Source organism: Lentzea aerocolonigenes (assembly GCF_000974445.1).
Lineage (GTDB): Bacteria > Actinomycetota > Actinomycetes > Mycobacteriales > Pseudonocardiaceae > Lentzea > Lentzea aerocolonigenes.
In genome coordinates this window covers 48,088-71,893 of sequence record NZ_BBOJ01000016.1, presented here as the reverse complement: position 1 = coordinate 71,893, position 23,806 = coordinate 48,088, and the positions used below count along the sequence as shown (strand labels likewise).

At 69.7% G+C, this 23,806-nt stretch carries 21 protein-coding genes; 7 read left to right on the top strand and 14 right to left on the bottom strand.

What is annotated here, in order from left to right:
- Positions 1–6 precede the first annotated feature (6 nt).
- The 7 genes from hutI to AOM45_RS29350 all read right to left on the bottom strand — a co-directional run bounded on the left by hutI (position 7) and on the right by AOM45_RS29350 (position 8,273).
- Positions 7–1,140 carry an imidazolonepropionase gene (gene hutI / locus AOM45_RS29380; protein WP_030471320.1) on the bottom strand — a complete coding sequence of 378 codons (1,134 nt, stop codon included), beginning with the start codon at positions 1,138–1,140 and terminating at the stop codon, positions 7–9.
- Positions 1,137–2,411 carry a formimidoylglutamate deiminase gene (locus tag AOM45_RS29375; protein WP_030471319.1) on the bottom strand — a complete coding sequence of 425 codons (1,275 nt, stop codon included), beginning with the start codon at positions 2,409–2,411 and terminating at the stop codon, positions 1,137–1,139. Before AOM45_RS29375 ends, hutI begins: the two co-directional genes overlap by 4 nt.
- The gene (locus tag AOM45_RS29370) at positions 2,408–3,577 is read right to left on the bottom strand and encodes an allantoate amidohydrolase (protein WP_030471318.1); all 1,170 of its coding nucleotides are present in this window, start codon (positions 3,575–3,577) and stop codon (positions 2,408–2,410) included. The genes AOM45_RS29375 and AOM45_RS29370 overlap by 4 nt, the downstream gene beginning before the upstream one ends.
- Positions 3,577–5,232, bottom strand: coding sequence for a urocanate hydratase (gene hutU / locus AOM45_RS29365; RefSeq protein WP_030471317.1), 1,656 nt, complete (start codon positions 5,230–5,232; stop codon positions 3,577–3,579). The genes AOM45_RS29370 and hutU overlap by 1 nt, the downstream gene beginning before the upstream one ends.
- A complete protein-coding gene (gene hutH / locus AOM45_RS29360; RefSeq protein WP_030471316.1) occupies positions 5,232–6,737 on the bottom strand; it encodes a histidine ammonia-lyase in 1,506 nt (501 codons plus the stop codon). Before hutH ends, hutU begins: the two co-directional genes overlap by 1 nt.
- Before the next feature lie 73 nt (positions 6,738–6,810).
- Positions 6,811–7,749 (bottom strand): hypothetical protein, encoded by a 939-nt coding sequence (locus AOM45_RS29355; protein ID WP_030471315.1) that lies wholly within the window; start codon positions 7,747–7,749, stop codon positions 6,811–6,813.
- Positions 7,746–8,273, bottom strand: coding sequence for a SigE family RNA polymerase sigma factor (locus tag AOM45_RS29350; RefSeq protein ID WP_030471314.1), 528 nt, complete (start codon positions 8,271–8,273; stop codon positions 7,746–7,748). Before AOM45_RS29350 ends, AOM45_RS29355 begins: the two co-directional genes overlap by 4 nt.
- A gap of 113 nt (positions 8,274–8,386) precedes the next feature.
- Here AOM45_RS29350 and AOM45_RS29345 point away from each other — a divergent pair, with 113 nt between their 5' ends.
- From AOM45_RS29345 to AOM45_RS29330, 4 genes are read left to right on the top strand one after another with little or no spacing between them, the layout of a single operon-like run.
- Entirely contained in the window at positions 8,387–9,172 is a 786-nt protein-coding gene (locus tag AOM45_RS29345) for an IclR family transcriptional regulator (protein WP_030471313.1), read from the top strand.
- A 36-nt stretch (positions 9,173–9,208) separates the two neighbouring features.
- Entirely contained in the window at positions 9,209–9,631 is a 423-nt protein-coding gene (locus AOM45_RS29340) for a MarR family winged helix-turn-helix transcriptional regulator (protein WP_030471312.1), read from the top strand.
- A 12-nt stretch (positions 9,632–9,643) separates the two neighbouring features.
- A complete protein-coding gene (locus tag AOM45_RS29335; protein WP_030471311.1) occupies positions 9,644–10,471 on the top strand; it encodes a haloalkane dehalogenase in 828 nt (275 codons plus the stop codon).
- A gap of 9 nt (positions 10,472–10,480) precedes the next feature.
- Positions 10,481–12,397: a GNAT family N-acetyltransferase gene (locus AOM45_RS29330; RefSeq protein WP_030471310.1), complete on the top strand. Its 1,917-nt coding sequence runs from the start codon at positions 10,481–10,483 to the stop codon at positions 12,395–12,397.
- A gap of 52 nt (positions 12,398–12,449) precedes the next feature.
- Here the strand turns inward: AOM45_RS29330 and AOM45_RS29325 are convergent, their stop codons facing one another.
- Genes AOM45_RS29325 through AOM45_RS29310 form a run of 4 tightly spaced genes read right to left on the bottom strand, consistent with a single transcriptional unit; the run spans position 12,450 to position 15,731 of the window.
- A complete protein-coding gene (locus AOM45_RS29325; RefSeq protein ID WP_030471309.1) occupies positions 12,450–13,346 on the bottom strand; it encodes an ABC transporter substrate-binding protein in 897 nt (298 codons plus the stop codon).
- Positions 13,343–14,008: an ABC transporter permease gene (locus AOM45_RS29320; RefSeq protein ID WP_035912529.1), complete on the bottom strand. Its 666-nt coding sequence runs from the start codon at positions 14,006–14,008 to the stop codon at positions 13,343–13,345. The genes AOM45_RS29325 and AOM45_RS29320 overlap by 4 nt, the downstream gene beginning before the upstream one ends.
- Before the next feature lie 5 nt (positions 14,009–14,013).
- Positions 14,014–14,652, bottom strand: coding sequence for an ABC transporter permease (locus AOM45_RS29315; RefSeq protein ID WP_030471307.1), 639 nt, complete (start codon positions 14,650–14,652; stop codon positions 14,014–14,016).
- Positions 14,649–15,731, bottom strand: coding sequence for an ABC transporter ATP-binding protein (locus AOM45_RS29310; RefSeq protein ID WP_030471306.1), 1,083 nt, complete (start codon positions 15,729–15,731; stop codon positions 14,649–14,651). Before AOM45_RS29310 ends, AOM45_RS29315 begins: the two co-directional genes overlap by 4 nt.
- Positions 15,732–15,863: 132 nt before the next feature.
- On the opposite strand from AOM45_RS29310, the gene AOM45_RS29305 reads away from it, so the two are divergent.
- Complete coding sequence (locus tag AOM45_RS29305) at positions 15,864–17,414, top strand: bis-aminopropyl spermidine synthase family protein (protein ID WP_051784329.1); 1,551 nt, start codon at positions 15,864–15,866, stop codon at positions 17,412–17,414.
- 43 nt (positions 17,415–17,457) lie between these two features.
- Here the strand turns inward: AOM45_RS29305 and AOM45_RS29300 are convergent, their stop codons facing one another.
- Together AOM45_RS29300 and AOM45_RS29295 are read right to left on the bottom strand one after the other, a co-directional pair.
- Positions 17,458–20,622 (bottom strand): bifunctional diguanylate cyclase/phosphodiesterase, encoded by a 3,165-nt coding sequence (locus tag AOM45_RS29300; RefSeq protein WP_030471304.1) that lies wholly within the window; start codon positions 20,620–20,622, stop codon positions 17,458–17,460.
- 235 nt (positions 20,623–20,857) lie between these two features.
- The gene (locus AOM45_RS29295; protein WP_030471303.1) at positions 20,858–22,006 is read right to left on the bottom strand and encodes an NAD(P)-dependent malic enzyme; all 1,149 of its coding nucleotides are present in this window, start codon (positions 22,004–22,006) and stop codon (positions 20,858–20,860) included.
- Positions 22,007–22,389: 383 nt separating this feature from the next.
- Here AOM45_RS29295 and AOM45_RS29290 point away from each other — a divergent pair, with 383 nt between their 5' ends.
- On the top strand, positions 22,390–22,989 hold the full coding sequence (locus tag AOM45_RS29290; RefSeq protein WP_030471302.1) for a dTDP-4-dehydrorhamnose 3,5-epimerase family protein: 600 nt from the start codon (positions 22,390–22,392) through the stop codon (positions 22,987–22,989).
- Here AOM45_RS29290 and AOM45_RS29285 read toward each other — a convergent pair.
- Positions 22,979–23,281: a S24 family peptidase gene (locus AOM45_RS29285; protein WP_030471301.1), complete on the bottom strand. Its 303-nt coding sequence runs from the start codon at positions 23,279–23,281 to the stop codon at positions 22,979–22,981. The genes AOM45_RS29290 and AOM45_RS29285 overlap by 11 nt on opposite strands.
- A gap of 73 nt (positions 23,282–23,354) precedes the next feature.
- Between AOM45_RS29285 and sodN the strand changes: the two genes are divergently transcribed.
- Positions 23,355–23,762 carry a superoxide dismutase, Ni gene (sodN, locus tag AOM45_RS29280; protein ID WP_030471300.1) on the top strand — a complete coding sequence of 136 codons (408 nt, stop codon included), beginning with the start codon at positions 23,355–23,357 and terminating at the stop codon, positions 23,760–23,762.
- Positions 23,763–23,806: the final 44 nt, after the last annotated feature.

Below are 23,806 nucleotides of genomic sequence, written 5' to 3'. Positions count from 1 at the left end.
CGTGCCTCAGACGGCTCGTACGCCCTTGCGCCACACCGAGTGGGTCAACGGGACGCCCGGACGGTAGGCCAGATGCGTGATCGACTGCGCGTCCAGCACGTGGAGGTCAGCGCGTGCACCAGGCCTGATGACGCCCACGTCGTCACGGCGCAGCGCCCGCGCGCCTCCGGCCGTGGCCGCCCAGACCGCCTCCTCGACGCTCATCCGCATCTGGAGCACCGCCGTCGTCACGCAGAACGCCATCGACGACGTGTAGGACGAGCCGGGATTGCAGTTGCTGGCCAGCGCCACCGTCGCACCGGCGTCCAGCAGGGCACGGGCCGGCGGCAGCGACTGGCGGGTCGACAGGTCGCACGCCGGGAGCAGCGTGGCGACCGTGTCGGACGAGGCCAGCGCGTCGACGTCCTCCTGCGACAGGTACGTGCAGTGGTCGACGGACGCGGCGCCGAGCTCGACGGCCAGCCGGACGCCAGGTCCCTCGCCGAGCTGGTTGCCGTGCACGCGCAGGCCGAGCCCCTTCTCCTTGGCCGCGATGAGCACGGCCTTCGACTGGTCGTAGTCGAAGGCGCCCTTCTCGCAGAACACGTCGGCCCAGCGCACGAGAGGTGCGACGGCGTCGAGCATCTCGCCGCGGACCAGCTCGACGTAGGTGTCCGCGTCCTCGCCCGGCGGGACGAGGTGGGCGCCGAGGAACGTCACCTCGTCGACGTGCTCGGCCGCGATCCGCGCGCTGCGCACCTCGTCCGCCACGTTCAGGCCGTAGCCGGTCTTGGTCTCGACGAACGTCGTGCCCTGCCGCAACGCCTCGGCGACGTGCCTGCGCACGACGTCCGACAGCTCGGCGTCGGTGGCGTTCCTGGTCGCGCCGACGGTCACCGCGATGCCGCCCGCGGTGTACGGCTTGCCCGCCATGCGCGCGCCGAACTCGGCGGTGCGGTCGCCCGCGAAGACCAGGTGGGTGTGGCTGTCGACCCAGCCGGGCAGCACCGCGCGGCCCTCGACATCGACTTTGAAGTCCGCTGCCGGAGCTTCGGAAGCCTTGCCCACCCACGCGATCCGCTCACCGTCGACGACCAGCGCGTCACCGGCGGACTCGCTGTTCGTCGTCAGCTCACCGATGCCGGTGATCAGCACGCTCATGCCCACAGCTCCTCGACCGCGTCCGCCAGCAGCCTGCCGACGTCTCCCAGAGTCTCGTGCACACCGCCGGAAGCGACCACCCGGCCACCTACCACGACGGTGTCCACATCGGACGCCGTCGCCGACAGGAACACCTGCTGCGGCAGCGAACCCGCGGTGCGCGGTGTCGAGCAGCTGATCGCCACGAGGTCGCAGGGCGCACCCGGTTCGATGCGCCCGCCCTGCCATCCCAGCGCGGAGTGCCGGGTGGCCGCCGCCAGCAGTTCGGCCGGGGAGAAACGGCCGCGCTGACCGGTGCGGAGGCGTTCGTTGTGCTCCAGCGCGCGAGTCTCCAGCAACGGGTCGATCACCGCGTGCTGGTCGCTGCCCAACGACAACGGGCTGCCCGCGTCCGCGAGCTCGCGAGCGGGGCCGATGCCGTCGGCCAGGTCGGCCTCGGTGGTCGGGCAGAAGCAGGCACCGGTACCCGACTCACCGAGCAGCGTGATGTCCTCGGGCGTCAGGTGGGTGGCGTGCACCGCCGTCGTGCGCGGGGACAGGGCTCCCGCCTCGTGCAGCAGCGCGGTCGGAGTGAGGCCGTAGGCGGCGAGGCAGGCCTCGTTCTCGGCGGGCTGCTCGGACAGGTGGACGTGCAGCGGTGCGTCCGGGAACGCCTGTGCCACCACGGAAAGCTCGGCCCGCGGGACGGCGCGAACGGAGTGGATCGCCGCGCCGACCTTCATGACGTCGTCGGACTTGAGCTCCGACACCCGGTTCGCCCACGCCTGCGCCGTGCCGTCGGAAAACCGTTGCTGCACCTCGTTCACCGGCTGGTCGATGCCGCCGGCGAGGTAGCAGGTGTCGAGCAGCGTGAGGCGGATGCTCACGTCACTCGCGGCTTCCCTGAGCGCGTACCCGAACTCGTTCGACCTGTCGTGCACGTAGTGGAACTCGCCGACGGCCGAGACGCCGGCGAGCGCCATTTCGCCGTAGACCGCGCGGGCGAGGCGGTAGTACGACTGCGGGGTCAGCTTCGACGCCAGCGCGTACATGCCTTCGCGCCACGTCCAGAACGTGCCACCACCGTCGTGCGTACGACCTCGGAGCGCACGGTGGAACGCGTGCGAGTGGGCGTTCGCGAAGCCCGGCACGACAACGCCGTACAGCCTTCGCACGCCGAGCGGAATCGTGTCCACAGTGGACACGCTCGCGACGGCACCGTTCTCGACCCTGATCAGCACGCGTTCGGCGAGCCCGTCGGGCAACCAGGCCCGCTCGCACCAGAAGTTCATGAGCCGAGGTGTTCGAGCGTCGCGGCCAGCGCCTTGACGCCCTCGTCGACGTCGGCCTGCTCGGCGAACTCCTCCGGTGCGTGGCTCACGCCGGTGGGGTTGCGCACGAACAGCATCGCGGTCGGCACGTGCGCGGCGAGGATGCCCGCGTCGTGGCCCGCACCGGTCGGCAACGCCGGGACGCCGCCGAGCGCTGTGGCGATGTCGTCGCGGAGCCGGGGGTCGAAGTGCACGGTGTCGCCGTACGACTCCTCGGTGATCGTCACCTCGCACCCCTCCTCCGCAGCGGCGTTGTGCGCCGCCTCGGAGATCTCCGCGACCATCGCACGGGTGCGCGCGTCGTCGCTGTCCCGAGCGTCCAGCCAGACGTCCACAGTGGACGCGATGACGTTCGTGCCACCGGGGTTGGGGACGAGCCGTCCCACGGTGGCCCGCCCGCCGCCCTTGGCCGCTTTCCGTGCCGCCAGAACGAGTTGCGACGCCGGCAGCATCGGGTCGCGACGGTCCTCGATCAACGTCGCACCGGCGTGGTTGCCCTCGCCGCGGAACGTGAAGCGCCACCGGCCGTGCGCCAGGATGCTGGACGCGACGCCCACCGGCACCGTCAGGCCGCGGCCCTGTTCGACGTGCAGCTCGACGAACTGCCCGATGCGGCCCAGGGCCTTCTCGTCCTTGCCGACCAGGTTCGGGTCGTAGCCAGCGGCCTTCATGGCCTCGGCCAGCGTGATGCCGTCCGGGTCCTTGAGGTTCAGGGCCTTGTCCGCGTCGATGGCACCGGTCAGGAGCCTGCTGCCGAGGCAGGCGACCCCGAACCGGCCGCCTTCCTCCTCGGCGAAGACCGCGATGGCGAACGGCCTGCGCGGCGTGAACCCCTTGGCCTGCAACAGATCAACGGCCTCCAAGGCGCTCGTGACGCCGAGCGGGCCGTCGAACGCGCCGCCGCCGGGAACGGAGTCCAGGTGGCTGCCGGTGACGAGCGCGTTGTCGCCGCGCTCGCCCCACCACGCCCAGAGGTTGCCGTTCTGGTCGGTCTCGACGTTCAGGCCGCGTTCGACGGCCTGCTCGACGAACCAGTGCCGCAGCTCGAGCTCCGGCTTGTCGTAGCCGTGGCGGGAGTAGCCGCCGCGCTTCGCGTCTCTGCCGACGTCCGCGATCTGGTCGAGCATCAGCCCTCCATCGGCCTGTGCATCATCGGGATGGGCACGCCCTTGTCGGCGGCCACGGCCTTGGCCTCGTCGTACCCGGCGTCCACGTGCCGGATGACGCCCATGCCGGGGTCGTTGGTCAGCACGCGCTCGATCTTCTGCGCCGCCAGCTCAGTGCCGTCCGCGACCGTCACCTGACCGGCGTGGATCGAGCGGCCGATGCCGACGCCGCCGCCGTGGTGGATCGACACCCACGTGGCACCGGAAGCCGTGTTGACCAGCGCGTTGAGCAGCGGCCAGTCCGCGATCGCGTCGGAACCGTCCGCCATGGCCTCGGTCTCGCGGTACGGCGAGGCCACCGAGCCGCAGTCGAGGTGGTCGCGGCCGATGACGATCGGCGCGGACAGCTCACCGGACGCCACCATCTCGTTGAACTTGAGGCCCGCGAGGTGCCGCTCGCCGTAGCCGAGCCAGCAGATGCGGGCGGGCAGGCCCTGGAACTCGACGCGCTCCCCCGCCATCTTGATCCACCGGGCGAGCTGCTCGTTCTCCGGGAAGAGCTCCAGGATCGCGCGGTCGGTGGCAGCGATGTCGGCCGGGTCGCCGGACAGCGCGGCCCAGCGGAACGGGCCCTTGCCCTCGCAGAACAGCGGCCGGATGTAGGCGGGCACGAAGCCGGGGAACGCGAACGCGCGGTCGTAGCCGCCGAGCTGCGCCTCACCGCGGATCGAGTTGCCGTAGTCGAAGACCTCGGCGCCGCGGTCCATGAACCCGACCATGGCCTCGACGTGCGCGGCCATCGACTCCCGCGCGCGCTGGGTGAACTCGTCCGGCTTCGCGCCGGCGTAGTCCTGCCACTCCTCCAGCGAGACACCGACAGGCAGGTACGCCAGCGGGTCGTGCGCCGACGTCTGGTCCGTGACGATGTCGACCGGGACCTCGCGGCGCAGCAGCTCGGGCAGGATCTCGGCCGCGTTGCCCACGACACCGACGGACACGGCCTCACCGGCGGCCTTGGCGGCCAGCACGCGCTCGATCGCCGAATCAAGATCCGCAGCGATCTCGTCGAGGTAGCGGGTCTCCAGGCGACGCTGGGCGCGGTGCGGGTCAACCTCGATGCACAGCGCGACGCCCTCGTTCATCGTCACGGCGAGAGGCTGCGCACCGCCCATGCCACCCAGTCCGGCGGTGACCGTCAGGGTTCCGCGAAGCGTGCCGTTGAAGCGCTTCTGAGCGACCGCGGCGAACGTCTCGTAAGTGCCCTGGAGGATGCCCTGCGTGCCGATGTAGATCCACGAACCGGCGGTCATCTGCCCGTACATCGTGAGGCCCTCGGCCTCCAGGCGGCGGAACTCGGGCCAGTTCGCCCAGTCCGGCACGAGGTTCGAGTTCGCGATGAGCACGCGCGGCGCCCACTCGTGCGTGCGCATGACGCCGACCGGGCGGCCGGACTGCACGAGCAGCGTCTCGTCGGCTTCGAGGTTCTTGAGCTCGCGGGAGATCGCGTCGAACGACGGCCAGTCGCGGGCGGCCTTGCCCGTGCCGCCGTAGACGACCAGGTCCTCGGGGCGCTCGGCGACGTCGGGGTCGAGGTTGTTGTGGAACATCCGCAGCGCGGCCTCGGTCGACCACTGCTTGGCGGTCAGTTCGGTGCCACGGTCAGCGCGTACGACCATTACAGAGCTCCACTTCGAATCAGGGCCTCGGCGGCGGCGATCTCGGGTGCGAGGTGGCGGTCGGGGCCGGGCCCCTGGACCGTCTCGCGCAACTTCGCCACGGCTGCGGCCGTCGCGGGGGCGGGCTTGAGGGGCGCGCGCAGGTCCAGAGCCCGCGCGGCGGTCAAGAGCTCAATCGCCAGGACGGTGGTCAGGCCGTCCACGGCCTTGCGCAGCTTGCGGGCGGCGGACCAGCCCATCGACACGTGGTCCTCCTGCATCGCGGAGGACGGGATCGAGTCGACGGACGCCGGCACCGCGAGGCGCTTGAGCTCGGACACGATCGCCGCCTGCGTGTACTGGGCGATCATGTGGCCGGAGTCGACGCCGGGGTCGTCGGCGAGGAACGGCGGCAGGCCGTGCGAACGCGAGACGTCGAGCATGCGGTCCGTGCGGCGTTCGGCGATCGAGGCCACGTCGGCGAGCGGGATGGCCAGGAAGTCCAGTGCGTAGGCGACCGGGGCGCCGTGGAAGTTGCCGTTGGACTCGACCCGGCCGTCGGCCAGCACCACGGGGTTGTCGATCACCGACGCCAGCTCGCGGTCGGCCACGGTCGCCGCGTAGGCCACGGTGTCGCGCGCGGCGCCGTGCACCTGCGGGGAGCAGCGCAGCGAGTACGCGTCCTGAACGCGGGTGCAGTCGGGGCCGCGGTGCGAGGCGACGATCTCGGAGTCCCGCAGGAACGCGAGCATCCTGGCCGCGGACAGGTTCTGGCCGGGGTGCGGGCGCAGGGCGTGCAGCTCGGGCTCGAAGACCCGGTCGGTGCCGAGCAACGCCTCGACGCTCATCGCGGCGGTGAGGTCCGCGATGTCCAGCAGCCTGGTCAGGTCGGCGATCGCCAGCGACAGCATGCCGAGCATGCCGTCGGTGCCGTTGATCAGCGCGAGGCCTTCCTTCTCGGCCAGCTGCACGGGTTCGATGCCGGCTTCCGCCAGCGCTTCCGCCGCCGTGACGAGTTCCCCGGCGGCGTTGCGGACCATGCCCTCGCCCATCAACGCGAGCGCGTTCGCCGAGAGCGGCGCCAGGTCACCGGAGCAGCCGAGCGAGCCGAACTCGTGCACCACGGGGGTGATGCCGGCGTTCAGCATGCCCGCCATGGCGTCCACAGTGGACAAACGGACGCCGGTGTGGCCGGTCGAGAGGGTGCGCAGCCGCAGCAGCATCAGCGCCCGCACGACCTCGCGTTCCACCTCCGGACCTGAGCCGGCGGCGTGCGAGCGGATGAGCGACCGCTGCAGCTGGGCACGGCGGTCCGGCGGGATGTGCCGGACGGCGAGCGCGCCGAACCCGGTCGAGACGCCGTAGGTGGGGCGTTCGGCCGTGGCGAGCTGTTCGATGTGGCCGCGGGCGGTGGTGACCGCCTCACGGGCCGCCTCGGTGATCGCCACCGGGGCGCCGTCGCGGGCGACGGCATGAACGTCCTCGAGGGTCAGTGGCTTCGGACCCAGCTCCACCGGTTGTCGCATGCAGACATCACAGCGCTCCGGAGCCGACTCAGCGACCCCGGAGCGCTTGATGGCGTCTGGTATCCCAGACGGGCTACTTCTTGCCGATCCAGCCGGTGTCGAGGTCCGGCGCGATCGTGACGTCGTTGATGGCCGCGACCAGGTCCTGGACCGACTTGTCCCCGGTGCTGGTCGCGCTGATCCAGACCCCGCCCTCCTGCACCGCCACCGCACGGCCGTCGAGGAGGACCACGCCCTGCTTGCCCCGGACGGTCACGGGCTCGGTCTTCTTGCCGCTGAAGTCCGGCGTCGCGGAGAACACGGTCACGTCGACGGGCGCAGGGGAAAGCCGCGCACTCCAGTCTCCGGGGCTGGTGCCCTTGAACTCGTTCGCGTGCCTGTCCTTCACCTTGAACGGCGCCCGGAAGGTGACGTTCGAGTCCGCACGCACCGAATCGGCGACGCGCAGAGCCGTCTCCTTCGGGTCGGTCATGCCGACGACCTGGACGACCAGCTTGTCCTGCGCCTTCCACTCGACGACGGCGCTCGTGCCGGACACCTGCACGCGAGCCTTCAGGCCGCGGACCACCGCGTCCTGCCACTCGGCCAGCCCGCCCTCGTAGTCCAGGCCGCTGTCGAGCTCGATCCGCGGTGCGTCGACCTGCGGGACGGTCGTGGTGGTGGCCCAGACACGCGCGGTGGTGCCGTCCGGGTTCGCGGCGCGAAGGGTCTCGGTGAAACCCTCCGGCAGCCAGTGCGGCGAGTACTTGAGGGCGACGACGCCCTGACCGGTGCCGGGCACCAGCGCCGCGGCCGCGTCGTTGCCGGCCGGCGGCGCGTACCTGTCGCTCGCGATGACGCCCGCGAAGATCAGGACCGCGACGGCCGCCACGCCAGCGGTGGCGATGAGGAAGATGTTGTTCCGTTGCCGCTTGCGCTTGCGCCGCAGGGCGTTGAGCGTCGGCCCCGGATGCGGGGTGCGTTCGGCGAGCTTGCCGAGCGCGTCCTTGACGAGCTGTTCGGTGTCGTTCACGACAGGCCCTCCCCGAGCCGCAACCCGACACCAGCGGGCTCCGGCGTGTGGTCCATCCGGAGTGTGGCCAGCGCACGTGAGATGTGGCTGCGCACGGTTCCCTCGGCACAACCGAGCATCTGTGCGATCTCCGAGTCCTCGTAGTTCTCGTAGTAGCGGAGCACGACCGCGGCCCGCTGTTTGCGGGGGAGCTTGGCGATCCGCTGCAACATTGCTTCCCGCTCGTCGTAGTGGTGCGTCGTGTCCGAGACGGGAGGTGTGACGGACTCCAGAGTCGTCATGCACAGAGCGACGTCCTTGGCGGCCCTGCGCCTGCGCCACGAGAGGTACTCGTTGGTCACCATGCGCTTGACGTAGGCGTGAGGGAGGTCGACTGAACCGATGCGATCCCACTTCTGCTGCGCGCGCAGCAGCACTTCCTGGACCACGTCCTGGGCCAGGTGCGGGTCACACGTGAGCACGGTGGCGTAGCGCAGCAACGGGGTCACCTGTTCTGCCACGAAGTCATCGAAACTCGGTGTCAATCCCGACCCCCTTCAAAACCGTCACGTCCCTATGACGCGCCTCGGTCCTGTTCTGTTGAGTGTGCCCTGATGGAGGAACGGCGTGGGCTGCATCACGTGGGAAAATCACTGTTGTGGGCAGCAGCAGTGACGTTCCCGCGCTGCGGCGAGGCCTCGCGGTCCTCCGGCTGCTGGCGGGCAGGCCGGGTCCCGTCTCCGCGGCGTCGGTGGCGCGCGAGCTCAATCTGCCCAGGTCAACGACCTATCACCTGCTCTCGGAACTGACCGAGGCCGGGTTCGCGACCCACTTCCCCGAGGAGAAGCGCTACGGCCTGGGCGTCGCGGCGTTCGAGCTCGGCTCCGCGTACCTGCGCCACGACCCGTTGGAACGGCTGGCCCGTCCGTTGCTGCGCAAGCTCGCGGACCGGATGGAGAAGGTCGCCCATCTGGGTGTTCTGCACGGCGCCGAGGCGCTGTACCTGGTGCGGGAACAGCCGCGGCAGCCGCAGACGATCGTGTCCGACGTCGGCGTGCGCCTGCCCGCCCACCTCACCGCGTCCGGCCGCGCGATGCTGGCCCACGTGCCCCCGGCGCAGGTCAGGGCGCTGTTTCCGTCCGTCGCGTCCTTCGTCGACCGCACCGGCCGCGGCCCGCACAACCTGCCCGCGCTGCGCAGGCTGCTGACCGTCGAACGCCGTCAGGGCTGGGCGGTCGAGGACGGGTTCGTGACGGCGGGGTTCGCCTCGGTGGCGGCGCCGGTGTTCGACCACGGGGAACGGCCGATCGCGGCCATCACGCTGACGTTCCGGCACCTGTGCGACACGCCCTGCGGCCAGACGTGGCCGGACCTCGCCAAGGAGGTTCGCAAGGCGGCCGACGAGCTGACCGCCCGGATCGGCGGGCACGTGGCGCCCAGTTAGTAGCCGTGTACATAGTAGCCATGTACTGTATCCGCCATGAGCAGTGCAGAGTTCACCGTTGGACATCTCGTCTGGCGTCTCGCGATGAAGTGGCGGACGGCCGTTGACCGCGCGTTGGACCCCATCGGCCTGACGCACGCGCAGTACGTCGCGCTGTCGTCGCTGCTGGCCCTGGACCGTCCGTCGCAACGCGAACTGGCCGACCACACCGGCCTCGAAGCGCTGTACGTCTCGAAGCTGGCGCGCTCGCTGGAGGCCTCCGGCTTCATCTCGCGCACTCGGGACACCACCGACACCCGCACCGTCCGGCTGGAGCTGACCCCGCACGGCCGGTCGACGGTCGAACCCGCCGTCGCCGTGGTCAGGTCGTTGCTCGACCGGCTGACAGCCCCGCTGGGTGATCGTTCCCCGGCCTTCTCGCACGACCTGACCGCACTGCTCGCCGTTCCGCTGTCCTGAGGAAGGTCCGTCATGCCTGTTGTTCCTGTTCTCGACTCGACCGTGCACTACGAGCAGTCCGGCACGGCGCCGTTCGTGTTCCTGCACGGCAACCCCGGCTCGTCGCACGCCTGGCGCAACGTCCTGCCGCAGCTGGGCGGACTGGCCCCCGACCTGATCGGCATGGGCCGCTCGGGCAAGCCGGACGTCGAGTACTCGTTCGCCGACCACGCCCGCTACCTCGACGCGTGGTTCGACGCTCTCGAACTGGACCGCGTGGTGCTCGTCGGCCACGACTGGGGCGGCGCGCTGGCGTTCGACTGGGCAGCCCGGAACCCTTCGCGCGTCGCGGGCATCGCGTTCTTCGAGACGATCGTGAAGCCGATGTACGGCTCCGAGCTGCCGGTGCCCGCGCAGGAACGGGTGCGCAGGTTCCGCGCCACCGAGGCGCTGGAAGACGACGGGTTCGTGCGCCAGGCGTACACCGGCGGCGTGCTGACGCCCGTGTCGGACGAGGACCTGGCGGCCTACCTGGCGCCGTTCCCCGACGCGGCGAGCAGGCGGCCGGTGCTCGCGTGGGCGCGGCAGATGCCGTTCGACGGGGAGCCCGCCTCGCTGGTGCCGCGGATCGAGACCTACGACGCGTGGCTGGCGACCTCCGACGTGCCGAAGCTGCTCATGACGTTCGAGGGCTCGCCGACGTTGCTGATCGGGCCGCAGTTGCAGGCCTGGTGCTCGGCGAACATCGCCGCACTGGACGTGGTGGCGCTCGGCGAGGCGGGCCACCACGCGATGGAGGACCGGCCGAAGGAGATCGCGGCGGCGGTCGCGGCCTGGGCGGATCAGCACGATCTTGCTTAGATCGGGTGCATGGGGGTTGAAGAGTTCGATTTCGCGCACGCACCCGAACACGAGCGGCGAGGCCTGTACGAGGTGCTCGCCGCCTCTGAGGCCGAAGAGCTGAGGGAACCTCCGCCCTACGAGGCCCAGGTCACCGGCTGGCAGTCGCCCAACGACCTCGGCTTCGGGCCCGCGCGCTTCGCGGTCGCACGAGAGGGCGAGCAGCTCGTCGGCTACGTCTCGGCGCGGGTGACCGAGGAAGCGGCGAACGACCACATCGCGCTGGTGTACCTCGTGGTGCTGCCCGAGTTCCGCCGTCGTGGCATCGGCAGAGCACTGTTGCGCGCCCTGCCGTCGCTGATGCCGGGACGAACCGTCGCCGAGTGCTGGAACGTGTACGAGGGCACCGCGGGCGAGCACTTCGCGGCTGCACAGGGGTTGCGGGTCGTCACGTCGATGACGAGGCAACGGCTGGACGTCACCGAACTGCCGGAGATCGGCGAGGTGCCGGAGGGCTACGAGCTGGTCACCTGGACCGGCCGGACACCGGACGAGTTCGCGCAGGCGTGCGTCGACGGGCTCAACGCCATGGCGGACGCGCCGTTCGGCGACACGGCGCTCGACTCGGCGGGCTACACGGTCGACCGCCTGCGACGAGAGGAGTCCAACGTCCTCAACGCCGGGGGCGACCGGTGGGTGGTGCTCGCGTTGCACGGCCGTGAGATCGCAGGCCTCACCATCGTGGAGCGCGGGCCCGGCGGCCCCACGACGGCCGAGCAGCTGCACACGGTCGTGGTGCCGGCACATCGCGGTCGCGGCCTGGGCATGGTGTTGAAGACTCGGATGCTGCACGAGCTCACCGGAGTCGAGGTGATCTTCACGCGCACCAGCAGCGGGAACGAGCACATGCTGCGCGTCAACCACGCGTTGGGTTACCGGGACCTCTACACGTTTCTGGCCGTGCAGGCGAAATTCGCGGGCGAGATCGACATCGAGGAACTCGACTTCGACGGTGCCGCCGAACCCGACCTGCGTGCCCTGTTCGACCTTCAGGTGGCCTGGTGGACGAGGGCCGTGCCATCACGTGAGCTGCCGGCGTTCAGCGGCTGGGTGCGGCGGCGACGGACACCGGAGGCCGGCTGGGGCCGCCCGCGGTTCGCCGTCGCACGGGAGAACGGACGCATCGTCGGGTACGCGGACGGATACCTGCCGACGACCGGCAACGCGCATCTCGTCGTGGGCACCATCGTGGTGGACGAGCGGTGGCGGGGTCGTGGCATCGGCACCGCGCTGCTCCGGTGCGCCCTGCGCTCGGCGAACCGCGACACCGCCGAGGCCTCGTGGGTTCCTGCGGACGGCGAGGGCGCGCGATGGGCGACCAGCCGCGGCTTCACCGTCGTCAGTTCAGCCACTCTGCAGGAGCTCGTGCTCACCGACCCGCTGCCCGAGGTCGGCGAAGTGCCGTCCGGGTATCGGCTGGAGCACTGGACCGGGCGAGCTCCGGAAGACCTGCTCGACGCGTTCGTCGATGCGCTCAACGCGACGAACGACCAGCCCATGGGCGACAGCGCGATCGAACTTGTCCCACTCACGCGGGAACAGGTGCGGCAGGAGGAAGACGACCTGTCTGCCGCCGGAGTCGACGTGTGGGTCGTCCTCGCACTGCACGGCGACGAGGCCGCCGGTGTGACCGTGATGCACCGAACTCTCTCGCGGCCCTCGGTTGGTCACCAACGGCACACCGCCGTGGTTGCCGAACACCGCGGCCAAGGACTCGGCAGATTGGTCAAAGCGCACATGCTCCACCAGCTGACCGGCATCGAGACCGTCGAGACCGAAACGAACAGCACCAACGAGCACATGCGGCGCATCAACCACTCGCTCGGCTTCACCGACCGGCTCACCACCGTCGACCTGAGCGCACGCGTGGCCGATCTGAAGCTGTGAAACGAAAGCGGGGCGGACACCCTCAAGGTGCCCGCCCCGCCCGTTCGTCAGCTCAGATGCCCGCGGAAGCGAGCCACTCCTTCGCGACCTTCTCCGGCTCCGGCTTGTCCGGCGACGCCAGCTTCTGGTTCAGGTCCAGCAAGGTCTTCGTGTCGATCTTCTTCGAGATGGCGTTCAGGGTGTCGCGGACCTGCTGCGACGCCTTCTTCTCGTTGATGAGCGGCAACACGTTCTGCGCGGCGAAGACGTTCTTCGGGTCTTCGAGGACCACGAACTCGTTGGCCTTGATGGCCGAGTCCGTCGTGAACAGGTCGGCCGCCTGCACGGTGTTGTCCTTCAGGCCGGCGACGGTCAGCGGGCCGCCGACGTCGAGTGCCTTGAACTCCTTGAACTCGCAGTTGTACTTGGCCTTCAGGCCGGGCAGGCCGTCCGGGCGGTTCTGGAACTCCGGCGGGCCGCCGAAGACGAGCTCCTTGCAGTACGGCACGAGGTCGTCGATCGACTTTAGGCTGTACTGCGCGGCGATCTGCTTGGTGACGACGACCGCGTCCTTGTCCTCTGCCGCGGACTTGTCGAGCACGGTGAGACCCTGCGGCAGAGCCTTCTTGAGCGCCGCGTAGACCTCGTCGGAGCCGACCTCGGGGGCTTCCTTGTTGACGTGCTTGAGAAGCACGCCGCTGTACTCCGGGATCAGGTCGATCGAGCCGTCCTGCACGCCCTTGAAGTACAGCTCGCGGTTGCCGATGTTCAGCTTCTTGGAGACCTTCACGCCCTTGGCCGCCAACGCCTGCGCGTAGATCTCCGCGAGCACGGTCGACTCCGGGAAGTTGGCGGAACCCACGACGATCGTGTCCGTCGGGGCCGGGTTGTTGTTGCCGCCGGTCAACGGGTCACCGCCACATGCCGACAAGAGCATGGCCGCAGCGACGACTGTCGCGATGCGCTTCATCGTTTTCCTCCGGTTCCCACTGGACGCAGCCCTGGCGAGACCGTCAGCCTTTGCAGGCTGGCGAACCCCAGGTCGACGAGAACGGCGAGCAGTGCCACGAGCACCGCGCCGGCGAGCATCTGTCCGAACTCCTGCAGGGCGAGGCCGTCGAAGACGAACCTGCCGAGACCACCGGCGCCGGTGTAGGCGGCGATGGTGGCGGTCGCGACCACTTGCAGTGCGGCGCCGCGGAAACCGCCGTAGATCAACGGAAGCGCGTTCGGGATCTCCACGTTCGTCAGGACACCCCACTCCCGCATGCCGACGCCTCGCGCGGCGTCGACCGCCACCGGGTCGACCGCGCGAATGCCCGCGTAGGTACCCGCCATGATCGGCGGGATCGCCAGCAGCACCAGTGCGACGTACACCGGGAAGTCACCGAGACCCGCCCACAGCACCACCAGGATCAGCACGGCGGTGGTGGGCAGGGCGCGCAGCACGTTCGAGAGCCCGACGACCACGAACCCGCCCTTGCCGGTGTGGCCGACGAACGCGCCGAGCGGGATCGCGATCACCGCGGCGATCAACAGGGTCATCAACGTGTAACCGAGGTGTTCCAGCAACCGCGCCGGAATCCCGGCCGTGCCGGACCAGTGCGCGGGATCGAAGAGCCAGCCACCCATTCAGCTCACCTCCCCGCCCGCGCCCACGGCGTGAGCACTCGCCCGACCAGCAACAGCAGCCCGTCCGCGAGCGCCGCGAGCACGACCGTCCCGATGAGACCGGCGAAGACCTTCGCGCTGTTGTCGGTCTGGTACCCCTCGGTGAAGAGCTGGCCGTAACCGCCGAGCCCGACGAGCGCGCCGACGCTCACCATGCTGATGTTCGACACCGTCGCGACCCTCAGACCCGCGATCGTCACGGGCAGTGCCAGCGGGAAGTCGACGACGAGGAACCGCCGCAACGGCCTGAACCCCATCGCGTTCGCGGCGGCCGTCACGTGGCCGGGCACCGCGGAGAGCGCGTCCGCGACCGAGCGCACCATAAGCGCGACCGTGTAGATCGTCAGCGGCACGATGACGTTGATCTCGTCGAGGATCTTCACGCCGATCAGCACCGGCGTGATCACGATCAGTGCGATGGACGGGATCGTGAACAGGACGTTCGCGAGCGGGAAGAGGACCGCGCGCGCCGTCGCGGACCGGGAGGCGAACCACCCCAGCGGGATGGAGAGCACGAACCCGATCAGCACCGGCACGACGGAGAGCCGGAGGTGCACCTCGGTGACTTCCCAGAACCTTTCCCAGTTCTCGAAAATCCAGGTCACTTCGGGACCTCACCCGCCGCGCGGGCCTTCGCGAGCGCCTTGATGACGTCGTCGGCCCTGACCACCCCGGTCACCGCGCCGACGTCGTCGATCACCACCCCGAGTGCGGACGGCGAGCTCAGTGCCGCGTCGAGCGCACCTCTGAGCGTGGAGCCGTCGTACAGCGAGCCGCCGGAGATCAGGTCCTTCTCGGCGACCTCGATCTCACCGTCCACACCGGACAGCCAGCCCTTCGGCCGGTTCTCGTCGTCGACGACGAGCGTCCAGTCCGAGACGGTGATGCGCTCACCGAGCTTGGCCGTGGTGACCGGGTGCACGGGCACGTCGGCGTGCAGGAACGTGAGTGTGCGGTAGCCGCGGTCCCTGCCGACGAACGAGGCCACGAAGTCGTTGGCAGGCGCCGCCAGCAGCTCGGTCGGCTTCGCGTACTGCGCGAGGTGTCCGCCGGTCTGGAACACCGCGACGCGCTCGCCGAGCTTCAACGCCTCGTCGATGTCGTGCGTCACGAACACGATCGTCTTGTCGAGTTCCGCTTGCAGGCGAAGGAGTTCGTTCTGCAGGTCTTCCCTGACCACCGGGTCGACCGCGCTGAACGGCTCGTCCATCAGCAACACCGGCGGGTCGGCGGCGAGCGCGCGGGCGACCCCGACACGTTGCTGCTGACCGCCCGAGAGCTGCGCCGGGTAGCGCTTGCCGAAGGCCGGGTCGAGCCCGACGCGCTCCAGCAGCTCGGCCGCGCGGGTGCGTGCCTTGCGTTTGTCCCAACCGGACAGAAGGGGCACGGTCGCGACGTTGTCCAGCACGGTGCGGTGCGGGAAGAGCCCTGCCTGCTGGATCACGTAGCCGATGCCGCGCCGCAGGGTCGGCGGGTCGACGGTGAGGACGTCCTTGCCGTCCACCAGGATCGTGCCCGACGTGGGGTCGATCATGCGGTTCACCATGCGCAGCGACGTCGTCTTGCCGCAGCCGGAGGGGCCGACGAACACCGTGATGGTGCCCGCCTCGACCGTGAGGTCGAGCTCGTCGACAGCGATGGTCCCGTCCTCGAACCGCTTGGTGACGGCCCGGAACTCGATCACCCGAAGATCCCTCCGGTCGTGACGGCCTCCCCGATTCGGGCCGCCCTGGATGCAGATCCCTGTGACCTTAACTCGTTCGGCGTACCCCGGCACAGCGTTCCACCATCTGACAGGCCGTATGGTCTACCGCTTGTGACGATCGACCAGGTTCGGCAGTTGGTGTCGGAGCGCGGAGTGCACGCCCGCAAGCTCCGTGAGGTGTTGTCCCTGCTCAGCGAGGACTGGCATCCGCTGGCCGAGCTGGTGCGCCTGCCCGCCGTGCCCCGCCGCACCGTGCAGGACCTGCTCACGGCCATCGGTGACGACGCCGAATCTTCAGGTGATCGTTACCGCATCGCGCCCGGCCTGGTGGCGGCCTACCGCACCGAGTTCGCGGTGGCCGGTGTGCGCGACCACACAGACGTGCTGCGCCAGATCCTGGTCGACATCGCGGACGTGCCGCAGCCGCTGTCCTCGTTGGACCACGTGCAGGCGACCGCGGAGACGGCGCTCAACCGCGCGGTGTGGCTGGACTCCACCTACGACCTGGCGGGCAAGCGTTTGCTGTGCCTTGGCGACCACGACCTGACCTCGCTCGCCGTGGCCGCGGTCAACCCGCACGTGTCGATCACGGTCGTGGACCTCGACGAGCGACTGCTGGAGTTCATCGACTCCAGGGCTTCTTCCCGGGAACTCGACATCCGGACGTTGCACTGCGACATGCGTTTCGGGCTGCCGGCGTCCGTTCTGGAAACCTTCGACCTGGTCTTCAGCGACCCGCCCTACACGCCGGAAGGCATGGGACTCTTCGCCGGCCGCGCGGTCGAGGCGCTGTCGGACATCGCCGCGGGCCGTGTGCTGCTGGCCTACGGCTTCTCCGACCGCACGCCCGCGCTGGGCCTGAAGGTGCAGCAGGAACTGCAGAAGCTCGGCCTCGTGTTCGAGGCGATCCTGCCCGCCTTCCACCGCTTCGACGGCGCCCAGGCCATCGGTTCGGCGGCCGACCTGTACGTCTGCCGCCCGACCGGCCGGCGCGCGGTGTCCGGCGGCACACGCATCTACACGCACGGCGCGCAGTCCGTGGAGTCCGCGGGCCCGTCGAAGGAAGCCCTCGCCGCACTCTCGGAACTGGCGCCACGCCCCGAATCCTCACCGCCGCCGAAGCCCCGCCAGCCGGGCTGGGCCGAGCCGGTGGGCAAGGGCGCGGCCTCACTGGCCGTTGACCTGTCAGCAGATCCGGGCCCCTGGCTGCTGCGGACGTTGCTGGCCTCGTCACCGGCGCGGCTCGCGTGCCTGGTGCCGAACAACCACCCGTCGGTGTCGTCCGAAGCGGGACAGAAGGAGCTGCAATCCCTGGTGGGGACGCGGTTCTCGCTCAAGTTCCTGCGCAACAACCCCGATTCCAAGACCACCATCGTCGTCGCCGACCAGGTGTTGACCGGCACGCTGTCCCTGGGCGACCGCACGGTCCGCGAAGTGCTGATGAAGGCGCACGGCAAGCTGCGCAACGTGTGGCGCGAGGCGTTGATCACCGCGTCGCAGGGCGTGCTGACCAAGCGGCAGGCGGCCGAGATCGTCGACAACGCCTCGGTGACGCCGGACGACCTCGAGCTGAGGTTGATCGACCTGCCGAAGCACCGGATCGCGGCGCTGCTGCCGGAGATCTCGGCCAGCGCTCGGTACGTGGAGCGGCCGGAGGGCTAGGCCTGTTCGGTGGTGGACGAGGCCGGGCACGCCTCGTCCGCCACTAACCCGCCCGAGGGATGTGCAATGGCCCGAGGGCCAGCACCGCCCGGAACTCCTTGGGCGGCACCGGACGCGAGAACAGCCACCCCTGGTAAGCATCCACCCCGACCCCGCGCAGCACGTGGAACTGCGTCGCGGTCTCGACGCCCTCCGCCACGCACTTGCGTCCCATCGCGCGGGCCATGTCCACGACCGCGCGGGCCACGGCGAAGTCCGAGGAGTCGTTGCCCACGCCGGAAACGAAGCGCCGGTCGACCTTGATGATCTGCGCCGGCAGGTCCTTCAGTCGGGCGAGCGACGAGTAACCGGTGCCGAAGTCGTCCACGGCGAACTGCACGCCGCGCTGCACCAGCTCGTCCATCGACTGGCGCACCCGTGAAGGCAAGTCGACGAACGCCGTCTCGACCAGCTCCAGGACGACGCGTTCCCACGGCACGCCGGACTCCATGATCGCGTTCGAGACGATGTCGACGAACTCCGGATCGCCCGGCACCAGGCCGGCCAGGTTCACCGCCACCGACACCGGGCGACCGTCGGGCGCGGGCCAGGTCGCGGCTTCCTTCAGCGCCGTTCGCAGGACCCAGCGGTCCAGTTCGCGCATCAGGTCGCCCTGCTCGGCGACGGGCAGGAACACGTCTGGTGGCAGCAGGCCGCGGTCGGGATGCGGCCAGCGCACCAAGGCTTCGGCCGTCAGCACCGCGCCGTCCACTCCCACGACCGGCTGGAAGTGCAGGGCCAGGCCGTCGTGCTGCAGGGCGTCCCGCAGCTGGCCTTCGAGGTGCACCTGGCGGTCGGCGGACGCGATCAGCGCGGCGGAGGCCAGTGACACGCGTCCGGCACCGTTGCGCTTCGCCTCGAACATCGCGGCGTCGGCGAAGCGCAGGAGGTCCGCACCGTTGGCGCGGGAGCCGTTCGGGACGGCCGCGCCGATCGAGGCGGAGACCCGGACGAGCTGGCCGTGCACGGGAACGGCGGTGCGCAGCAACGAGGCCACTCGGGTCGCCAGGGCGTCGACGCCGCCGACCGAGTCGATGTCCTCGCAGATGATCACGTACTCGTCACCGGACAGGCGCGCGGCCGTGCAGCCCTCCGGCAGGCCGCCCTCCAGCCGCCGTGCCAGCGCCACGAGCAGCTCGTCGCCCGCGTCGTGGCCGAGGGAGTCGTTGACGCGCTTGAAGTTGTCGATGTCGCAGAAGAAGACGGCGACCTTGGAGCGGCCGGGGCCGTCGAGCAGCTTGCTCAGCATCTCCTTCACCAGCGCGCGGTTCGGGAGGCCGGTCAGCTCGTCGTGGGTGGCCTGGTGGCGCAGGGCTTCCGCGGTGCGGCGGCGTTCGGTGATGTCCAGGAACACGATCAGCCAGAAGCGGCGGCCGTCGTCCTGCACGGACAGGGCGATGTGCAGCTCGCAGTAGACCTTCTCGCCGTCGGGCCGGACGAGGATGCGCTGCGGGATCTTCTGCGTGCGCTCGGCGGCCCACTGCAGGCCCGGCGAGGTGTCCTCGGGGTGGGTGAGCTGTTCGGCTGTCACGCCGCGCAGCTGCTCCAGTTCCATGCCGAGCAGGTCGCACAACGCGTCGTTGGCGTCGACCAGGCGCTCGGCCTCGTCGAAGAGACCGATGCCGACCGGCGTGACCGAGACCAGGTCGGTGAAGCGCTGCGAGGAACGCTTCATGCGTGCCTCGGCGGCGCGCTGCTCGGTGACGTCCTGGGCGGTGCCGACGGCGAGCTGCTTGCCGCGGGGGTCGTGGACGATCATGCCGTGGCACCGGAAGATGCGGATCGAGCCGTCGTGGCGCACCACGCGGTGCTCGAACTGCGAGGCGACCTCGTCGACCACCAGCTGGCGGCACAGGTCGTCGACCCAGGCGCGGTCCTCGGGGTGCACCAGGTCGAGGTACGCCTGGTAGCTGCCGGGGAGGTCCGCGGGCAGGCCGAAGAGCTCGCGGAGCATGTCCGACCACACGACCTCGCCGGTGGCGGGGTTCCACTCCCACATGCCGAGGCGGGCCGCCTGCTGCGCGTCCGCCAGTCTTCGGCGGTCCTCACGCATCTGACGTTCCAGCGCACGTGCCTCGGTGACGTCCTGGATCGTGCCGTGGTAGCGCTCGATGCGGCCCGACGGGTCGATCTCCGCACGTGCCCGGCACATGTAGACGCGCTCGCCGAGCTCGCTGCGGACCTCGACCTCGACCGGCGCGTCGTCACGGGCGTGCAGCAGCTGGTGACGGAGGTCCTTGACGGCTTCCCTGTCATCGGGGTGCACGCCGCTGAGCAGGTCGTCGTCCGGGGTCATGCCGATCTCGGCGTACATCTCCATCAGCACTTCGCTGCGGTGCACCGCGCGCGTGCCGGTCTCGTACGCCCAGCTGCCGATCCGGGCGATGCGCTGCGCCTCCAGCAGCCGCGCCCTTTCCTGGGCGAGCTCGGTGGCCGCGCGCTTGGCCTCGGTGATGTCGCGGATGTACCCGGTGATCTTGTCGAGCTGGCCCTCGTCGGACAGCCGCGCCTCCGCGACGCCGCGGATCCACCGCAGCTGGCCGTCCGGGCGCACGATCCGGTACTCGATGTCGATCGGGTCACCGGTGATCTCGCGGCCGTGCCAGTACGACTCGACCATGTTGTAGTCGTCGGGGTGCACGACGTCGAGCACGGCCTGCGCACCGGGCACGACCGTGCCGCGTTCGAGGCCGAGGAGCTCGTAGTGGGTGTCCGACCAGACGGTCAGACCGGTCTCCGGGTCGTACTCCCACGAACCCAGCTGCGCGACCTGCTGGACCTTGCGCAGCCGGCGCTGTTCGTCGCGCAACGCGTCCGCCGCGGCGGCGAGATCCGAGACGTCGATCAGCAGGACGGCCTGCAGACCCGTTCCCGGCACCGCGTGGCGGGCGACGCGGACCGGCAGCTCGGTGCCGTCAGCGCGCAGGAGCCTCAGGTCGGCGGAGTTGCCGAGGAGCAGCTCGCCCAGCGGGTGCCCGACGAGGTCGTCGGCTCCCTGCGCGCCGGCCAGCTCCACAGCAGCGGGGTTCGCCTGCATGACGACACCCTTGACGTCGACGAGCAACGACGGCGCGTCGGGCAGGGTCAGCCCGTCCAGCGTCACCGGAGGCTTGGCAGCCGTCCGTGCACGGCCGTTCACCACCGTCGCGCGTCCTACCCACTTGGGCACCTGCCCACCCTCTCCCGCATCCACCGCCCGCGGCAATTCGGGTGGGCACGACAACGGCACCCGAACGGCGGCAAACACGAACCCTCTCCTCGAGTGAACACCCGAGGAGAGGGACGGTAGCGCTTCGAAGCGTCATCGCCCACCCCTTGACGGGTTAACGAAAAGCCACGTTCGTGGTTCCGGTACCCGTGAACATGCAAAGGGTGGCAAATGCAGAACGAGATCAGACTGCGGGTCAGGCGACGCCGTCGGCCCTCGCGGCAAGCGCCACAGCTGCGGCGACCTCGGGTCCGACGCGCGGGTCCAGTGCGGACGGAACAATTCGGTCTGGACCCAAATCATCCTTCGCGACCGCGAGAATGGCGTCCGCCGCCGCGAGTTTCATGCCCTCGGTGATCCGCCGCGCACCCGCGTCGAGCGCCCCGCGGAAAATGCCGGGGAACGCGAGCACGTTGTTGATCTGGTTCGGGAAGTCGCTGCGACCGGTCGCCACGATCGCCGCGTGCCTGGCCGCGACCTCCGGGTGCACCTCGGGGTCCGGGTTGGACAGTGCGAAGACGATCGAGTCGTCCGCCATGCTCGCGATCAGTTCCTCGGACACCTTCGACGAGCTGACGCCGATGAAGACGTCCGCGCCGCGCAGAGCCACGTCGATGCCGCCGTCGAGGTTGCTCTGGTTCGTGACCGCCGCGATCTCTTCCTTGATCGGGTTGAGGCCGGAACGACCGGTGCGCACGATGCCGCGCGAGTCGATCAGCGTGATCTCGCCGACACCGGCGGCCAGCAGGATCTTGGCGATCGCGATGCCCGCGGCGCCCGCACCGGAGATGACCACCCGCTGGTCACCGATGTTCTTGCCGAGCACCGTGTTGGCGCCGTTGAGCGCGGCGAGCGACACGACGGCGGTGCCGTGCTGGTCGTCGTGCATGACGGGGCAGTCGAGCGCCTCGATCAGCTTCTGCTCCAGCTCGAAGCAGCGCGGCGCCGAGACGTCCTCCAGGTTGACCGCGCCGAACGACGGGCGCAGCCGCACCAGGGTCTCGACGATCTCGTCCACGTCCGTCGTGTTGAGCACGAGCGGGATGGAGTCGAGACCGCCGAAGGTCTTGAACAGCGCGGACTTGCCCTCCATGACGGGCAGGGACGCGCTGGGGCCGATGTCGCCGAGACCGAGCACCGCGGTGCCGTCGCTGACGACGACGACCAGGCGGTGCGCCCACGTGTACTTCGCGGCGAGGGCGGCGTCCTCCGCGATGGCCTTGCTCACTCGTGCGACACCGGGGGTGTAGGCGATGGACAGCGCTTTCGGGTCAGCGAGCGAGGCGGTCGCGCCGACCTCGAGCTTCCCGCCCAGGTGCGCGTTGAAGATCTCCTCGTCCGTCAGCTTCGTCGGATCGGAGTTCTCGGTACGGGCTTCGTTCACTGCTGTCACGGCGTCCCTCCTGCGGTGCGGGCGGCGTAGTAGCCCCGGACATGGGCTCATCACCAAACGGCGCACCGGCCCAGCGTTGTCACGCCGGGTACACGGGGCCTTGAAAGTCGGTCGACGTCGCCGGCGAATTTGGCGCCGGTGAGCCGCCCGAGTGCTGCGGGTGACGGAAGTGTGGCAGGGTCCCGCTTCGCTGTCTGCGGCGGGGATCACACTTTTTCCGCAGGTCAGAGGGCATGTAGCAAGACGTCCGTCCGGTTTTCTGCACCGACCGGTCGGTTTATGCAGGCAGGAAGCACCCGATCGGTCAAGAAACTTTGACGCCTTAGAGTGACGGCATGCAGGCGAGTTCGCTGAAAATTGACGGCGCGTTCGAGTTCACACCTCGGACATTCCCCGACGACCGCGGCGTGTTCGTCTCGCCGTACCAGGAGGCAGCCTTCGTCGAGGCGGTCGGCCACCCGCTGAAGGTCGCCCAGACGAACCACAGCGTCTCCCGCGCGGGAACCATCCGCGGCATCCACTACGCGGACGTCCCGCCGTCCCAGGCGAAGTACGTCTTCTGCCCGCGCGGCTCGTTCATCGACATGATCGTGGACATCCGCGTCGGCTCCCCCACGTTCGGCCAGTGGGAGGCGGTGCTCGTCGACTCGACGAAGTGCAACGCCGTCTACCTCGCCGAGGGGCTCGGCCACGCGATGATCGCGCTGGAAGACGACACGACCATGAACTACCTCTGCTCCACCGTCTACAACCCGTCCGGCGAGCACGGCCTGACCCCGCTCGACCCGGCGCTGGACCTGCCGTGGCCCAGGGAGCTGGAATTCCTGTTGTCGGAGAAGGACACCGCGGCCCCGACCCTGGCCGAGGCCTACGAGGCCGGCGTGCTCCCGCGCTACGAGGACTGCCTGGCCCTGTACGCGTCCCTCAAAGCCTGAGCCGAGGCCTCGGCCACAGTCGAGCCTTGACGACTCCGAGCACCTCGGCCGGCCCGAGCTGCTCGGAGTCGGTGCTCGCATAGGGGTTGTCTCCCACGACGTGCCACCCGCCGTCCACAGGGTGAGAGGCCCGCTTGATCGACAGTTGCCCCGGCCTGCTCGCCCACCTGACCAGGACCACCTGCCCGGCTTCGGGCATCGCACCCCACCTGACCAGCACGATGTCCTCGTCACGGAGGGCAGGCACCATCGAGGGCCCCCGCACGAGCACGGTGGAGAGACGCGGTCTCAACGATCACCCTTCGGTCAGCCGGAGTAGGGTCCTTCTTGTCGGAGCATCCACTGTTTTCACTCTGGGAGGAACGATGCGACTCGTGTCGCGCATTCTCCGCCCGCGCGTCGAGGCAACCGCGCACTGCGACCTGCCCTGCGGCGTCTACGACCCGGCGCAGGCCCGCATCGAGGCCGAGTCGATCAAGGCGGTTCAGGAGAAGTACCAGGCCAACGAGGACCCGGAGTTCCGGGAGCGCGCCGTCCTGATCAAGGAGCAGCGCAGCGAGCTCGTCAAGCACCACCTGTGGGTGCTGTGGACGGACTACTTCAAGCCGCCGCACTTCGAGAAGTACCCCGAGCTGCACGACCTGTTCAACCGCGCCACCAAGGCCGCGGGCGCGGCGGGCACCAAGGGGTCGATGGACCCGGCGTCGGGCCAGCAGCTGCTGGACCTGATCGCGCAGATCGACAAGATTTTCTGGGAGACCAAGCAGGGCTGAGCCCTTCTTCGGACTTCTCGAACGGCGCCGCTCCCCTGGGCAGG

Coding starts and splice junctions, on each gene's coding strand:
- AOM45_RS29330 (WP_030471310.1), top strand. CDS start 10,481: ATGGGGGTTGAAGAGTTCGATTTCGCGCACGCACCCGAACACGAGCGG.
- AOM45_RS29340 (WP_030471312.1), top strand. CDS start 9,209: ATGAGCAGTGCAGAGTTCACCGTTGGACATCTCGTCTGGCGTCTCGCG.
- AOM45_RS29320 (WP_035912529.1), bottom strand. CDS start 14,008: ATGGGTGGCTGGCTCTTCGATCCCGCGCACTGGTCCGGCACGGCCGGG.
- AOM45_RS29370 (WP_030471318.1), bottom strand. CDS start 3,577: ATGCTCGACCAGATCGCGGACGTCGGCAGAGACGCGAAGCGCGGCGGC.
- hutU (WP_030471317.1), bottom strand. CDS start 5,232: ATGGTCGTACGCGCTGACCGTGGCACCGAACTGACCGCCAAGCAGTGG.
- AOM45_RS29325 (WP_030471309.1), bottom strand. CDS start 13,346: ATGAAGCGCATCGCGACAGTCGTCGCTGCGGCCATGCTCTTGTCGGCA.
- AOM45_RS29290 (WP_030471302.1), top strand. CDS start 22,390: ATGCAGGCGAGTTCGCTGAAAATTGACGGCGCGTTCGAGTTCACACCT.
- AOM45_RS29375 (WP_030471319.1), bottom strand. CDS start 2,411: ATGAACTTCTGGTGCGAGCGGGCCTGGTTGCCCGACGGGCTCGCCGAA.
- hutH (WP_030471316.1), bottom strand. CDS start 6,737: ATGCGACAACCGGTGGAGCTGGGTCCGAAGCCACTGACCCTCGAGGAC.
- hutI (WP_030471320.1), bottom strand. CDS start 1,140: ATGAGCGTGCTGATCACCGGCATCGGTGAGCTGACGACGAACAGCGAG.
- sodN (WP_030471300.1), top strand. CDS start 23,355: ATGCGACTCGTGTCGCGCATTCTCCGCCCGCGCGTCGAGGCAACCGCG.
- AOM45_RS29335 (WP_030471311.1), top strand. CDS start 9,644: ATGCCTGTTGTTCCTGTTCTCGACTCGACCGTGCACTACGAGCAGTCC.